This window comes from Catellatospora chokoriensis (genome assembly GCF_011297315.1).
Taxonomy (GTDB): Bacteria; Actinomycetota; Actinomycetes; order Mycobacteriales; family Micromonosporaceae; genus Catellatospora; species Catellatospora citrea.
The window spans coordinates 25,133-37,941 of the sequence record NZ_JAAOTI010000010.1 but is presented as its reverse complement, the minus strand read 5'-3'; the positions used below and the strand labels follow the sequence as shown (position 1 = coordinate 37,941).

Here is a 12,809-nt window from a genome sequence, read left to right as displayed (position 1 = left end):
CGCCCTCCCGCGCCGAGGCTGCTCACCACTGCGCTCCGGGGTGTGCCCGGTGCAGCGACTGCATCTCGGCCAGCAGATAGCTCAGGTGCTCGGTGTGCCGCCCGGCACGGCCGCCGTCGGGCCGCCAGCGGTCGGCGGGCCTGGTCAGCCCCGCCTCGGCCAGCACCGGCTCGACGATCGCCAGCCAGCGGTCGCGGATGCCCTCGGTCAGCTCGTGGCCGTACGGCCAGAGCCCGTCCACGGCCTCCTCCACCCGGCGGTGCGACTGCTCGGTGCCGCCGCCCAGCCGCAGCATCCACTGCGTGGCGTGGTCGAGGTGGTAGGTCGACTCCTTGACCGCCTTCGCCCCGATGCCCGCCGCCTGCTCGTCGGCGCCCGCCGCGAGGTCGGTGTAGCGCAGCAGCTGCGCCGCCGACAGCATGAGCAGCCAGGTCATCGTCCAGCCGAAGTCCAGGTCGCCGCGGGCCGGCCCGAGCGGCAGTTCGGCCAGCAGGCAGTTGCGGAACCCGTGGTCGTCCCGCCGGTAGGCCAGCTCGTCCTCGTCGCCCGCGGTGGCCAGCAGCATCCGGGCCGCGCCGAGCTGGTCGAGGGCGATGTTGGCCAGCGCCACGTCCTCCTCCAGCGTGGGCGCGCGCGACACCCACTCGGCCAGCCGCTGCGCCGCGATCAGGGCGTCGTCCCCAAGGGCCAGCAGCTCGACGCCAGTGTGCTCGGCAAGCTCGCTCACGCCCGCTCCTCGCTTCGCTCGTCACCGGCGGGCACCGCGCCCATCGTTCGCTCGCTGCGCTCGCTCACAGGTGGGCCACCCCCTCGGGCAGCTCGTAGAACGTCGGGTGCCGGTAGATCTTGTCGGCGGCCGGGTCGAAGAAGGAGTCCTTCTCGTCCGGGCTCGACGCGGTGATCTCCGTGGCGGGCACCACCCAGATGGAGACGCCCTCCTGGCGGCGGGTGTAGAGGTCACGCGCGTGGCGCAGGGCCATGTCCGCGTCCGGCGCGTGCAGGCTGCCGGCGTGGGTGTGGGACAGCCCGCGCCGAGGCCGGACGAACACCTCCCACAGAGGAACGTCGCTGGTCACGCCCACTCCTCGCTTCGCTCGTCGCGGGCGGTCGCCGCGCTCATGGTTCGCTCGCTGCGCTCGCTCACGCCACTGCCTTCCTGTTCTTAGCCGCGTATGCCGCGGCCGCCTCGCGCACCCAGGCGCCGTCCTCGTGCGCCCGGTTGCGGTGCGCCAGCCGCTGGCGGTTGCAGGGGCCGTCGCCCTTGACCACGCGCATCAGCTCGTCGAAATCGGGCGAGGTGTAGTCGTAGTGGCCGCGCTCCTCGTTCCACTTCAGGTCCGGGTCGGGCAGCGTCAGGCCGAGGATCTCCGCCTGCGGCACGCACATGTCGACGAAGCGCTGGCGCAGCTCGTCGTTGGAGAAGCGCTTGACCTTCCACGCCATCGACTGCGCGGAGTGCGTGGAGTCCGCGTCCGGCGGGCCGAACATCGCCAGCGACGGGTACCACCACCGGTCCACCGCGTCCTGCGCCATGGCCCGCTGCTCCGGCGTGCCCTGCGCCAGCACGTACAGCGACTGGTAGCCCTGGCGCTGGTGGAAGGACTCCTCCTTGCACACCCGGATCATGGCGCGCGCGTACGGTCCGTACGAGCAGCGGCACAGCGGCACCTGGTTCACGATCGCGGCCCCGTCCACCAGCCAGCCGATCGCGCCCACGTCGGCCCAGCCGAGCGTGGGGTAGTTGAAGATCGAGCTGTACTTCTGCTTACCAGTCAGCAGCGCCGTGTCGAGTTCCTGGCGGCTGACGCCGAGCGTCTCGGCGGCGGCGTAGAGGTAGAGCCCATGCCCGGCCTCGTCCTGCACCTTGGCCAGCAGGATCGCCTTGCGCCGCAGCGAGGGGGCGCGGCTGATCCAGTTGCCCTCGGGCTGCATGCCGATGATCTCGGAGTGCGCGTGCTGGGCGATCTGACGGATCAGCCCCGCCCGGTACGCGTCGGGCATGGCGTCGCGCGGCTCGATCTTCTGATCGGCGGCGATCACCGCGTCGAACGACGCCTCGCCGTCCAGCGCCCGCTCGGCGGCCTCACGCAGCGCGGCCTCGGCCTCCTCGACCTCGCCGAGCAGCCTCTCCGCGCCAGCAACCCCTGGCATACCGGTCTCCATGCGGCCAGTGTTACAGCTTTGCGCGTATCGGCGCAACAACTGTCACAACCAGCCGCCCCGCGGCCGCCCCGCCGTGACCTGCATCACTGCCGGCACTCGGAATGAGCGTGAGCAAGACTCGGAAATGGCAGCCCCCGCAGGTACGACCTACCGTTGCTGCCAATCCGGGACCACCCCATACCCGGGCGACCCACGACAATGCCGTCAACGGGAGCACCCCCATATGCGCCGCCGCACACCTCTCACCGCCGCGACGACCGCGCTCGGCGTACTGGTCCTCGCGCTGGTGGCCCCTACCGCCGCCACGGCCCTCACCGGCTCGCAGAATGTCCAGGTGAGCGCAGAAGCCGCGGGCACCCCGCCGACCCCGGCCCCGACCGCCGTGCCCGGCGCGGTCCCCCAGGCCGCCGCCGCGCCCGTCCCGAACACGAAAGCCGCGTCGCCGACCGCCGACGCCGCGAGCCGGCACGCCGCCTCGCGGGCGGCGGACCGGCCGACCCGCTCGCTCACCGCGGGCCGGGTCAACCTGGCCTTCACCGGCGACTTCATCGGCTACGCCATGCTCGACCGGCGTACCGGCGAGATCGTCGCGTCCCGCAACGCCACGCAGACCAGCAGCACCGAGTCGATGATCAAGGTGTGGCTGGTCGCCGACCACCTGCGCCGCGCCGCCGAGTCCGCGCAGACGGTGACCCCGCAGGAGCTGGCCCAGGCCAGTGCCGCGATCAGGCACTCCGATGACGGCGCCGCGCAGGCCCTCTACCTGGCCGGCGGCGGCAACGAGGTCGTGCAGCGGATGATCGACATCTGCGGACTGACCGAGACCACACTGTTCGACCAGTGGTGGAGCCGCACCCAGATGTCGCCCCGGGACGCGGTCCGGCTGGCGCAGTGCGTCGCCGACGGCACGGCGGCCGGCCCGTCGTGGACCTCGTGGGTGCTCTCCGAGATGCGCCAGGTCACCGGTTCCACCGCCCCCGCGGAGCAGTTCGCGACGACGGGCGGCGGCCGGTGGGGCATCATCGACGGCGTACCCGACACCCTCGCTCGCACCCTCGCCATCAAGAACGGCTGGACGGCCATCGGCGCCGACGGCAACTGGCACCTGAACTGCCTCGCCATCAGCGACGACTGGATCATGAACGTGATGACCCGCTACCCCGTCGAGAACGGCCTGCAGTACGGGGCCGACGTGTGCGCCGACGTGGCGCGACAGCTGGTGACGCCACCGGCGACCTGACCTTCCGGCGGACCACCCCTCCGCGCCCCGCTACCCCCGGAGCTCCCCCTCATGACAGAGCTGTTCACCCGTCGCCGCGCCCTGCTGACCGGCGCCGCTGGACTGGCCGCGCTGGCCGGCGGCGGTTTCTGGCTGGCCGGTCGCGGCAGCGGCGACCCTGCCGTCGCCGCCAGCTGGCAGGATCCCGCCGCGTCGCCCAGCGCCGCCGCGAGCCCGGAGTCCGCGGTCGCGCGCAGCATGCCGGTCCAGCCCGGCCCGCCGGGCGTGGAGCAGGGCGCCGTGGACGTGCTGGCCGCCCCCAACCCGGGGGCATTGGTCAGCGTGCAGACCAGCGCCTGGTGGAGCTGGGCGCTGATGGACCGGAAGACCGGCAAGATCGTCGGTTCGTCGAACTTCAACCAGACCAACATGACCGCCTCGATGATCAAGGCGTGGCTGGCCGCGGACTACCTGCGCCGCGCGGCCGAGGCCGGGCAGACCCCGAGCACGACGCGGATGAACGAGATCCGCACGATGATCCGCGACAGCGCCAACGGCCCCGCCTCCACGCTGTACGAGGAGCTGGGCCGCTCGGCGACGATCGCGCGCCTGATCGACGTCTGCGGGCTGACCGACTCCAAGGCGGGCGACGGCTGGAGCACCACCCGGCTGTCCGCCCGCGACACCTGCCGCATCGCGCACGCCATCGGCAGCGGCAAGGCGGCCGGGCCCACGTGGACCAGCTACCTCGTCGGCGAGATGCGGGCGGTGCGCGGCACCGGCAACTTCGGCATCCGCAAGGCGTTCCCGGCCGCGGAGCAGTCCCGCATCGCCATCAAGAACGGCTGGGTCGACCGCCAGGCCACCAAGGAGTGGAACGTCAACTGCATGGCCCTGGGCGACGACTGGACCATGGCCGTGCTGACGCGGTTCCCGCTGAGCACCGCCTGGACGCACGGCGGCGAGATCGCCAAGTCCGTCGCCACCCAGCTGCGCACCAAGACCGAGCTGGTCTGAGCTACAACTCCATGAACTCCGGGCCGCCCTCGGGCAGGGCCGGGGCCCGGCCCGCCAGCGCGGCCCGGCGGGCGAACTCGCGCAGGCCGTTGATCTGCCGGCCGCCCAGCGAGAAGTCCAGCACGCGGAAGTACGAGGCGAGCGTGGCGGCGTCGAAGGGCTCCCAGCGGGCCGCCGACGCGGCGACCTCGTCCAGGTTGTCCACGCACAGGTCGCGCGAGCGCAGGAACGCCTGGTGCACGTCCTTGACCAGGCCGGGGTGCGCGGCGGCGAAATCGCGCCGGACCGCCCACACCGCGAACACCATCGGCAGGCCGGTCCACTCGCGCCACGCCTGGCCCAGGTCGGTGACGGCGAGCCCGCGCTTGGGCGCCTCGAACAGCGCACGCAGCGCCGTGTCGCCGATGAGCACGGCCGCGTCGGCCTCCAGCAGCATCTGCGTCAGGTCGGGCGGGCAGGTGAAGTAGTCGGGGCGCGCGCCGTAGCGCTCCAGCAGCAGCATCTGCGCCAGCAGCACGCTGGTGCGCGAGGTGCTGCCCAGCGCGACCTTCGTGCCGTCGAGCTCGTCCAGCGGCTTGGTGGAGACGACGTTGACCGACAGCACCGGGCCGTCCGAGCCGACCGCGAGGTCGGGCAGCAGCAGCAGCTCGTCCGCATGGCGCAGGTATTCCACCAGCGAGATCGGACCGATGTCCAGGTCGCCGGCGACGAGCGCCTCGCTGAGCCGGTCGGGCGTGTCCTTGTGCAACTCGACGTCGATCAGGGCGCCTGAGCGCATCAGTCCCCAGTAGATCGGGAGACAGTTCAGGAACTGGATGTGCCCTACCCGGGGACGCTGCACCGCGTTCATGATCAGGGAGCCTACCTGCCGCGGGCGACGGTTCGGGCGATGCCCGCGGAAGGTGTGACCTGTGAGGCTCGCCGGTCAGTCCACCGGCACCGCACGTATCTGACAGGTGACGCGCCGTGCGTCGGCGGGCACCTCCTGGCGCTTGCTCACCTTATACGGCTCCAGCAGCCCGGCCATCTGGTGGGTGAGCGCGGTCAGCTCGTCGGCGGTGATGACGATGCCGAACTCGCTCATCAGCGCGGCGTCGAACCACTGCGTCGTCTCCTCGTGCGAACGCGACAGCCAGCGCCGCACGCGTTCGTCGCCCTGGGCCAGGAAGACCCCGGCCACGGCGCTCTCGGCCGCGCGGGCGTCGGAGCCACCGTCCGGCCCGATCTCCAGTGACCAGCCGCGGGTGCGGGCCCGCCACACCCGTTCCCGGCCGTCGCCCCTGCTCGGCGCATCCTCGATCAGCCCCGCCTTGGCCAGCGCCCGAAGGTGGTAGCTGGTCGCGCTGGGGGACAGACCGACCATCTCCGCGCACTCGGTGGCCGTCGCGTCCTCACCGGTGGCGGAGAGATGATCCATGATCGCAATACGGGCTGGGTGCGCCAGCGCCCGCATCACCGACGGGTCGGTGATCTTCAGCAGTCCCTCGGAGCTCACCGGTAAAGAAAATCACGTGACCGCCCGTCGATGACAGCTACCATGGTCGGTCGATTGCGAAGGGCACTGCCGACAGCGCTTATCTTCGAGCGCAGCGCCGGGCGGCCGATCTTTCTCACCCGAGAGGACGGCCATGACCGCCGTAACTCCGACCGCCCACGAGACCCCCGCCGCACCGACCGCCGACGAGCTGACCGCCGAACGCGCCCACCTCACCACCTCGCGCGCCGCGTTGAAGGCCATGCGCGAGCGGGCCGAGCAGCTGTTCACCGTCGGCGACCAGGTCGCCGGCGACGCGTACACCGCCGAGCAGCTGGGCCGGCAGATGGCGCAGCGCATCAAGGAACTGTCCGACGACCCCGCCGTGCCGCTGTTCTTCGGCAAACTGACCATGGCCACCGCCGGCGGGGAACCGTCGGCGGGCCGCCGTCCAGCAGCCCCGCCGGGCCGGGCCGCCGGCGAGGCCGAGCGCTGGCACATCGGCCGCCGCCACGTCTCCGACGCCGTCGGCGAGCCGCTGGTGCTCGACTGGCGCGCGCCCATGTCGCGCCGGTTCTACCAGGCCAGCGCCCGCGACCCGCAGGATGTGGCGGTGCGCCGACGGTTCGGCTGGTCGCCCGCCGCGGCCGGTGGCAGCACGGTGCTGACCAGCTTCGAGGACGAGCACCTCGACCACGGCCAGGAGCTGGGCACCGGCAGCGCCATCCTCACCGCCGAGATCGAACGCCCCCGCGTCGGCCCGATGCGCGACATCGTCGCGACCATCCAGCCCGAGCAGGACGAACTGGTCCGCGCCGACCTGGAGGACACCATCTGCGTACAGGGCGCGCCCGGCACCGGCAAGACCGCGGTCGGCCTGCACCGCGCCGCGTACCTGGTCTACCTGCACCGCGAGCGGCTGCGCCGGTCCGGCGTGCTGATCATCGGGCCGAACCGGGCGTTCCTGCACTACATCTCCGCGGTGCTGCCCGCGCTCGGCGAGCTGGAGGTGTCCCAGGCGACCGTGGCCGAACTGCTCGACCAGCTGCCGGTGCGCGCCGAGGACGGCGTCGCGGCCGCCACCCTCAAGCACGACCAGCGCATGGCACAGGTGCTGCACCGCGCGCTGTGGGCCCGGATCGCCCGACCCACCGGCCCGATCACCGTCTCGGACGGCTCCTACCGCTGGCGCGTCGACGAGGGCGTGCTGCGCCGGGTCGTCGACGAGGTGCGCCGCGAGCAGCCGCCGTACGCGCTGGGCCGGGAGCGGGTGCGCGCCCGCGTGGTGGGGCTGCTGCAGCGGCAGTCCGAGGCCCGCCGCGGCGACTCCCCGCCGGACTCCTGGCTGCGCAAGATGGGCAAGGTCAAGGCCGTGGCGGAGCTGCTGGACCACTGCTGGCCCGCGGTCACCCCGCAGCAGCTGCTGGCCGACCTCTACACCGACGCCGAGGCGCGCGGCCGCGCGGCCGACGGGCTGCTGACCCCCGAGGAGCAGGAGCTGCTGCACTGGGCCAAGCCGCCGCGCAGCCTGCGCAGCGCGCCGTGGACCGCGGCCGACGCGGTGCTCGCCGACGAGGTCGCCGGCCTGCTCGACCGGCCGGCGGGCTTCGGGCACATCGTCATCGACGAGGCGCAGGACCTGTCCCCGATGCAGGCGCGGGCGCTGGCCCGGCGCACCGGCCACGGCTCGCTGACCGTGCTCGGCGACCTCGCCCAGGGCACCACCCCGTGGGCCGCCCGCGACTGGCGCGACCTGCTCGGCCACCTGGGCCGCCCTGACGGCCGCATCGTGCCGCTGAGCACCGGCTTCCGGGTCCCCGCCGCGGTCGTGGCACTGGCCAACCGGCTGCTGCCCGCCCTCGACGTGGCGGTGCCGCCGGCCCGCTCGCTGCGCCGCGACGGCTCGCTGGAGATCACCGAGTCCGCCGACGTGGTCGCCGCGGCTCGGACCGCGCTGACCCGCGAGGGCTCGGTCGGCGTCATCGCCGCCGACGCGGCGGCGCGCGCGGTGCTCGACGCCCTGCTCGCGGCCGGCCTCGAACCGTCCGACCTGGACGGCGACGGCCGCCTCACCGTCGTGCCCGCGACGATGGTCAAGGGCCTGGAGTACGACCACGTGATCGTCTGCGAACCCGCCGCCATCGTCGCCGCCGAGCCCCGCGGCCTGCATCGCCTCTACGTCGCCCTCACCCGCGCCGTCACCAGCCTCATCGTCCTGCACACCGAACCCCTCCCGGAACCCCTGCGCGCCTGACGACAGACAAGTGCCCCGCACGATCGACCGTGCGGGGCACTCGTCATCACGTCATGCGGCCGCTAAGCGGGGCGAGGACTGGCCTCCCATGGCTTGTCCATGGCCTCCAGCCTGCCGACATGCGCCCGGTGCTGCCGGGCGGCGGCGACATGTCCATCTGCTTCAGCGCTCTCCGCCCAGCCACGGACCTGGGCGATGTACTCCTCGTGATCAGCACGCATGAACGCATGAAGCGCCGCGATGTGCTCATCCACGGTCATTGCTCGACCTCCAGCCTCTCGTCAAGCTTGCCCAGCTCGTATTGGTCATCCCCTACTCGCCCACGACGAAATTCCAGTCCAATCTCATACTGCTTGATCATTTCGCGATCGCGGTGCATGCGTGCGACCAGTTCGATGCGCGCGAACTCGTCTTTCACGCGGTTCTCGTCCAAGCCATCACCTCCCCAGGAACAGCGCAAGCCTAGCGACTTCATCGACCAGGTGGTCCGCTCCGCGCGTTAGGGACCCGCCCTGTTTCCGATAGCGGACTGACGGCGGGCGTGGTCCGATAGGTCGATGGGTGAGCTTTCTGTCAGCCGTCGGGGGCTGCTGGGTGGATTGACCGCCACCGCCGCGCTGGGCGCACTGTCGGCATGCGACGCCGACCCCGTCGTGGAGGCGCCGAAACCCTCTCCCGGCCCGCTGGACCCCGGCGACTGGGACAGCGTGCGGCACCAGTTCCTGCTGGACACGGCCAAGGCGCAGTTCGCCGCGTTCGTGTTCGCCAGTCCGCCGGCCGACGTGCGGTCGGCGATCGCAAGGCACCGCGAGGGCCTGGACCGGGACACGGTCGGCTACCTGCACGCCCAGGAGGAGAACGCGCGGCAGCGGCTGCACCTGGCGGCCGGCAAGTACCTCGGCGGGTCCGGCGACCAGGTGTACTTCACCGACTCGACCACGATGGGGCTCGGCCTGCTCTACGGCGGGATCGCGCTGCGGCCCGGCGACGAGGTGCTGACCACCGAGCACGACTTCTACTCCACGCACGAGTCGCTGCGGCTGCGCGCGGCCCGCGACGGCGTGACGGTGCGCAAGGTGCGGCTGTTCGCCGAGCCCGCCACGGCGAGCGCCGACCAGATCGCGCAGACCCTTGCCAAGTCGCTCACCCCGGCCACCCGGGTGGTCGCGGTGACCTGGGTGCACTCCAGCACCGGGTTGCGGATGCCGATCCGGGCGATCGCCGACGCACTCGCCGCGCACAACCGTGACCTGCCCCCGGACCGCCGGGCGCTACTGTGCGTGGACGGCGTGCACGGCTTCGGCGCGGTCGACGCGAGCGCCGTCGACCTGGGCTGCGACTTCCTCGTCTCGGGATGCCACAAGTGGCTGTTCGGGCCGCGTGGCACGGGCCTGGTCTGGGGCCGCCCCGACGCCTGGGCCAGGTTCCGGCCCGCCATCCCCACGTTCGAGCAGGCCGGTTTCGCGCACTGGCTGGGTTTCGACCCGGCGCTGCCCGCGCCGTCGGCGTCGCCGGGCGGCTATCACAACTTCGAGCACCAGTGGGCGGTGGAGCAGGCGTTCGACTTCCACGCCGCGCTGACCCGCAGCCGTGTCGCGCGGCGCACCACCGAGCTGGCGACCCGGCTCAAGGAAGGCCTGTCCGGGATCGACGGCGTCAAGGTGATCACGCCGAAGGCTCCCGAACTGAGCGCGGGACTGGTCTGCTGCGAGCTGAAGTCGATGAGCCCGGCGGCAGCGGTGTCCATGCTGGCGGCCAAGGACATCATCACCAGCACCACCCCGTACAACCCGTCCTACCTGCGGTTCGGGACGAGCATCGTCACGAACGAGGCGGACGTGGACCGGGCGGTCGCGGCGGTACGCGAGATCAGTTGACCCGCACGGGGACGACGATCGGGCCGAACTCGCCCGCGATGACCCGGACCCGGGCGCGGTAGTGCCGCGCGAGCAGCTCCTCGGTCAGCACCTGCGCGGGCGGGCCGTCGGCGGCGATCCGGCCCTCGGCCAGCAGCACCAGCCGGTCGGCGTACTCGCCAGCCACGGACAGGTCGTGCATGGTGGCCAGCACGGTCAGCGCGCGTTCCCGGCGCAGCCGGTCGACCAGCTCCAGCACCTCCTGCTGGTGGCCGATGTCCAGGGCCGAGGTGGGCTCGTCGAGCAGCAGCAGCGGCGCACCTTGGGCCAGCGCACGGGCCAGGAACACCCGCTGGCGCTCGCCGCCGGACAGCGTCTCCAGCTCGCGCCCGGTGAAGCGGCGCAGTTCGAGGGAGTCGAGCACCTGCTCCACGATGGACAGATCCTGCGCCGACTCGCGGCCCAGCGGGGCGATGTAGGGCGTGCGCCCGAGCAGCACGTAGTCCAGGACCCGCATGCCGGGCGGCACCACGGGCTGCTGGGCGACCGTGGCGACCAGCTGGGCGCGGCGACGGCGCGGCAGCGCGCCGGTCGGCGTACCGTCGATGATGATCTTTCCGTGGCTCGGCACCGCGCCGCCCACGGCCCGCAGCAGGGTCGACTTGCCCGCGCCGTTGGGACCGATCACGGTGACCCACTCGCCGGAGGCCACGGTCAGGTCCACGCCGTGCAGGACCGCGGCGTCGCCCAGCCGCACCCGGAGGCCCTCGACGGCCAGCATCAGACGCTCACCCGCCGGGTCGTACGCAGCACCAGGATGAAGAACGGCGCGCCGAAGAACGCCGTGACCACCCCGATCGGCAGCTCGCCCGGGGCGATCAATGTGCGCGCGGCGAGATCCGCCAGGGCCAGGAAAGCCGCGCCGAACAGCAGCGACAGCGGCAGGATCGACCGGTACGAGCCGCCGGCCAGCAGCCGCACCACGTGCGGCACGATGATGCCGACGAAGCCGATCAGGCCGGACACGGCGACCGCGGCGGCGGTGCCCAGCGAGGCCGCGGCCAGCAGGATCATCCGGGACCGCTGCGGGTGCAGGCCCAGGCTCGCCGCCTCGGTGTCGCCGACGCTGAGCACGTCGAGCTCCCGGCGCAGGGCCAGCACCACGATCGTGGTGACCACCGCGTACGGCAGCAGCAGCGTCACCTCGTGCCAGCCGTTGGTGGCCAGCCGCCCGAGCAGCCAGGAGTACACCTCACGGATGGTGTCGACGTTGCGTTGCAGCAGGTAGGTCTGGATCGCGGCGAGGAAACTCGACACGGCCACCCCGGCCAGGATCAGCGTCGCCGACGAGCGGTCCCGGCCACCGGCCACCCCGAGCAGGTAGGTGACCACGACCGCGATCCCGGCCCCGGCGAACGCGGCCAGCGGCAGGAACGGTCCGGCCCGGAACGCGATCGCCATGGTCGCGCCGAGCCCGGCGCCCGCGGCGACGCCCAGCAGGTAGGGGTCGGCCAGCGGGTTGCGGAAGACGCCCTGGTAGCAGCCGCCGGCCAGGGACAGCATCGCGCCGACCAGCAGGCCCAGCACCACCCGCGGCAGCCGCAGCTCGGTGATGATGGCGATCTCGCGCTCGTTCAGCCCCGACGGCAGGTCCACGCCGGGGATCAGGTTGAGCAGTTCCGCCGCGACCGAGCCGGGCGGCAGCGTCACCGGGCCCAGGGCGACCCCGGCGACGAGCGCGACCAGCACGGCCCCGAACCCGGCGGCGAGCCACCCGGGACGCAGCCGTGCCGGTCGCAGCGTCGTCACGTCAGGCCGGGACCTTGTTCGCGGCGTCGACGATCGCCCGGATCAGGTCGACGACACGCGGGCCCCAGCGCGAGGCGATGTCGTCGTCCAGCGCGATGACCTGGCCCTTGCTGACGGCGGTCATCCCGGCCCAGCCGGCCCGCGCCTGCACCGCGGCCAGGTCCTGCTTGCAGCACTTGGTGTCGGCCAGGAAGATCAGGTCGGGGTTCGACTTGACCAGCGACTCGGCGGTGAGCTGCGGGTATCCGCTGCCCTTGGTGTCGGCGGCGTCGGCCACGTTCTTCAGGCCGGCCAGCTCGAACAGCGAGCCGATGAAGGTCTTCGAGGTCACCGAGTACAGCGTCGGGTCCAGCTCGTAGTAGTAGGACAGCGGCGTCGCGCGCTTCGGCAGGTCCTTGACCAGCTTGGCGATGTCGTCCTTCGTCTGCCCGGCGAGCGCGGTGGCCTCGGCCTTGTGCCCGGTCAGCTCACCCAGCTCGGCGAGCTGCTGGTAGGTGTCCTCCAGGGTGACCGCGGCCGGGGCCACGTACACCGGGATCTTCAGGGTGGTCAGCTGAGCCACCACGTTGTTGCTGTCGGTGCTGAGCACGACCAGGTCGGGGCTCTTGGCCGCGACGGCCTCGGCGTTGGGCTGGAAGCCGGACAGCTCGGTCTTCGGCGCGTTCGCCGGGAAGTTCGAGTTGTCGTCGACGGCCACGACCTGGCCGCCGGCGCCGATCGCGAAGAGCATCTCGGTGGTGGTCGGCGACAGCGACACGATCTTCACCGGCTGCGCGGGCAGGGTCACCGAGCCGACGGTCACCGGGTACGCCGCGGCGGCGCCGGACGGGGCAGGGGTCGCCGGATCGTTGGTCGCGCAGGCCGCGAGCGCGGCCACGAGGCCGGCGGCGGCGAGCACGCCGACGGCGCGGCGGGACAGGAAACGGGTACGCACTGATCCTCCTATCGGTCGAGGCAGGTCCTTCGCCGACAGGGCCCGATCAGGTGGGGCAGCCCGGTCCGCGAGACGCCCTTCCT

At 72.4% G+C, this 12,809-nt stretch carries 14 protein-coding genes; 4 read left to right on the top strand and 10 right to left on the bottom strand.

Going from position 1 to position 12,809, the window contains the following annotated elements:
- Positions 1–22: 22 nt before the first annotated feature.
- The 3 genes from paaC to paaA form a co-directional block, all read right to left on the bottom strand.
- Positions 23–727 (bottom strand): 1,2-phenylacetyl-CoA epoxidase subunit PaaC, encoded by a 705-nt coding sequence (gene paaC, locus HAV39_RS16375; RefSeq protein WP_191840090.1) that lies wholly within the window; start codon positions 725–727, stop codon positions 23–25.
- 64 nt (positions 728–791) lie between these two features.
- Positions 792–1,076: a 1,2-phenylacetyl-CoA epoxidase subunit PaaB gene (gene paaB, locus HAV39_RS16370; RefSeq protein WP_155388353.1), complete on the bottom strand. Its 285-nt coding sequence runs from the start codon at positions 1,074–1,076 to the stop codon at positions 792–794.
- 64 nt (positions 1,077–1,140) lie between these two features.
- Positions 1,141–2,163 carry a 1,2-phenylacetyl-CoA epoxidase subunit PaaA gene (gene paaA / locus HAV39_RS16365; protein ID WP_191840089.1) on the bottom strand — a complete coding sequence of 341 codons (1,023 nt, stop codon included), beginning with the start codon at positions 2,161–2,163 and terminating at the stop codon, positions 1,141–1,143.
- Positions 2,164–2,386: 223 nt separating this feature from the next.
- Between paaA and HAV39_RS16360 the strand changes: the two genes are divergently transcribed.
- Positions 2,387–3,403, top strand: a complete 1,017-nt coding sequence (locus HAV39_RS16360) for a hypothetical protein (RefSeq protein ID WP_191840088.1) — start codon at positions 2,387–2,389, stop codon at positions 3,401–3,403.
- 51 nt (positions 3,404–3,454) lie between these two features.
- Positions 3,455–4,399 (top strand): serine hydrolase, encoded by a 945-nt coding sequence (locus tag HAV39_RS16355; protein ID WP_191840087.1) that lies wholly within the window; start codon positions 3,455–3,457, stop codon positions 4,397–4,399.
- A 1-nt stretch (position 4,400) separates the two neighbouring features.
- On the opposite strand, the gene HAV39_RS16350 is transcribed toward HAV39_RS16355, so the two are convergent.
- Positions 4,401–5,249: a menaquinone biosynthetic enzyme MqnA/MqnD family protein gene (locus tag HAV39_RS16350; protein ID WP_373311789.1), complete on the bottom strand. Its 849-nt coding sequence runs from the start codon at positions 5,247–5,249 to the stop codon at positions 4,401–4,403.
- 75 nt (positions 5,250–5,324) lie between these two features.
- Positions 5,325–5,894 carry an ArsR/SmtB family transcription factor gene (locus tag HAV39_RS16345; protein ID WP_239120655.1) on the bottom strand — a complete coding sequence of 190 codons (570 nt, stop codon included), beginning with the start codon at positions 5,892–5,894 and terminating at the stop codon, positions 5,325–5,327.
- A gap of 133 nt (positions 5,895–6,027) precedes the next feature.
- Between HAV39_RS16345 and HAV39_RS16340 the strand changes: the two genes are divergently transcribed.
- On the top strand, positions 6,028–8,127 hold the full coding sequence (locus HAV39_RS16340; RefSeq protein ID WP_191840086.1) for a HelD family protein: 2,100 nt from the start codon (positions 6,028–6,030) through the stop codon (positions 8,125–8,127).
- A gap of 62 nt (positions 8,128–8,189) precedes the next feature.
- Here HAV39_RS16340 and HAV39_RS16335 read toward each other — a convergent pair whose 3' ends face one another.
- Together HAV39_RS16335 and HAV39_RS16330 are read right to left on the bottom strand one after the other, a co-directional pair.
- Complete coding sequence (locus tag HAV39_RS16335; protein ID WP_191840085.1) at positions 8,190–8,387, bottom strand: hypothetical protein; 198 nt, start codon at positions 8,385–8,387, stop codon at positions 8,190–8,192.
- Complete coding sequence (locus HAV39_RS16330; protein ID WP_191840084.1) at positions 8,384–8,560, bottom strand: hypothetical protein; 177 nt, start codon at positions 8,558–8,560, stop codon at positions 8,384–8,386. Before HAV39_RS16330 ends, HAV39_RS16335 begins: the two co-directional genes overlap by 4 nt.
- Before the next feature lie 124 nt (positions 8,561–8,684).
- Here HAV39_RS16330 and HAV39_RS16325 point away from each other — a divergent pair, with 124 nt between their 5' ends.
- On the top strand, positions 8,685–10,004 hold the full coding sequence (locus HAV39_RS16325; protein WP_191840083.1) for an aminotransferase class V-fold PLP-dependent enzyme: 1,320 nt from the start codon (positions 8,685–8,687) through the stop codon (positions 10,002–10,004).
- Here HAV39_RS16325 and HAV39_RS16320 read toward each other — a convergent pair.
- Genes HAV39_RS16320 through HAV39_RS16310 form a run of 3 tightly spaced genes read right to left on the bottom strand, consistent with a single transcriptional unit; the run spans position 9,997 to position 12,711 of the window.
- Positions 9,997–10,764 (bottom strand): ABC transporter ATP-binding protein, encoded by a 768-nt coding sequence (locus HAV39_RS16320; protein ID WP_191840082.1) that lies wholly within the window; start codon positions 10,762–10,764, stop codon positions 9,997–9,999. The two genes, HAV39_RS16325 and HAV39_RS16320, sit on opposite strands and share 8 nt — an antisense overlap.
- Complete coding sequence (locus HAV39_RS16315) at positions 10,764–11,792, bottom strand: FecCD family ABC transporter permease (protein ID WP_191840081.1); 1,029 nt, start codon at positions 11,790–11,792, stop codon at positions 10,764–10,766. Before HAV39_RS16315 ends, HAV39_RS16320 begins: the two co-directional genes overlap by 1 nt.
- 1 nt (position 11,793) lies before the next feature.
- Entirely contained in the window at positions 11,794–12,711 is a 918-nt protein-coding gene (locus tag HAV39_RS16310) for an ABC transporter substrate-binding protein (protein ID WP_191840259.1), read from the bottom strand.
- Positions 12,712–12,809 lie beyond the last annotated feature (98 nt).

What these genes read in the sequence shown, in the direction of transcription:
- HAV39_RS16335 (WP_191840085.1), bottom strand. Translation starts at nt 8,387, where the DNA reads ATGACCGTGGATGAGCACATCGCGGCGCTTCATGCGTTCATGCGTGCT.
- HAV39_RS16320 (WP_191840082.1), bottom strand. Translation starts at nt 10,764, where the DNA reads ATGCTGGCCGTCGAGGGCCTCCGGGTGCGGCTGGGCGACGCCGCGGTC.
- HAV39_RS16355 (WP_191840087.1), top strand. Translation starts at nt 3,455, where the DNA reads ATGACAGAGCTGTTCACCCGTCGCCGCGCCCTGCTGACCGGCGCCGCT.
- HAV39_RS16360 (WP_191840088.1), top strand. Translation starts at nt 2,387, where the DNA reads ATGCGCCGCCGCACACCTCTCACCGCCGCGACGACCGCGCTCGGCGTA.
- HAV39_RS16340 (WP_191840086.1), top strand. Translation starts at nt 6,028, where the DNA reads ATGACCGCCGTAACTCCGACCGCCCACGAGACCCCCGCCGCACCGACC.
- HAV39_RS16350 (WP_373311789.1), bottom strand. Translation starts at nt 5,249, where the DNA reads ATGAACGCGGTGCAGCGTCCCCGGGTAGGGCACATCCAGTTCCTGAAC.
- HAV39_RS16325 (WP_191840083.1), top strand. Translation starts at nt 8,685, where the DNA reads ATGGGTGAGCTTTCTGTCAGCCGTCGGGGGCTGCTGGGTGGATTGACC.
- paaA (WP_191840089.1), bottom strand. Translation starts at nt 2,163, where the DNA reads ATGGAGACCGGTATGCCAGGGGTTGCTGGCGCGGAGAGGCTGCTCGGC.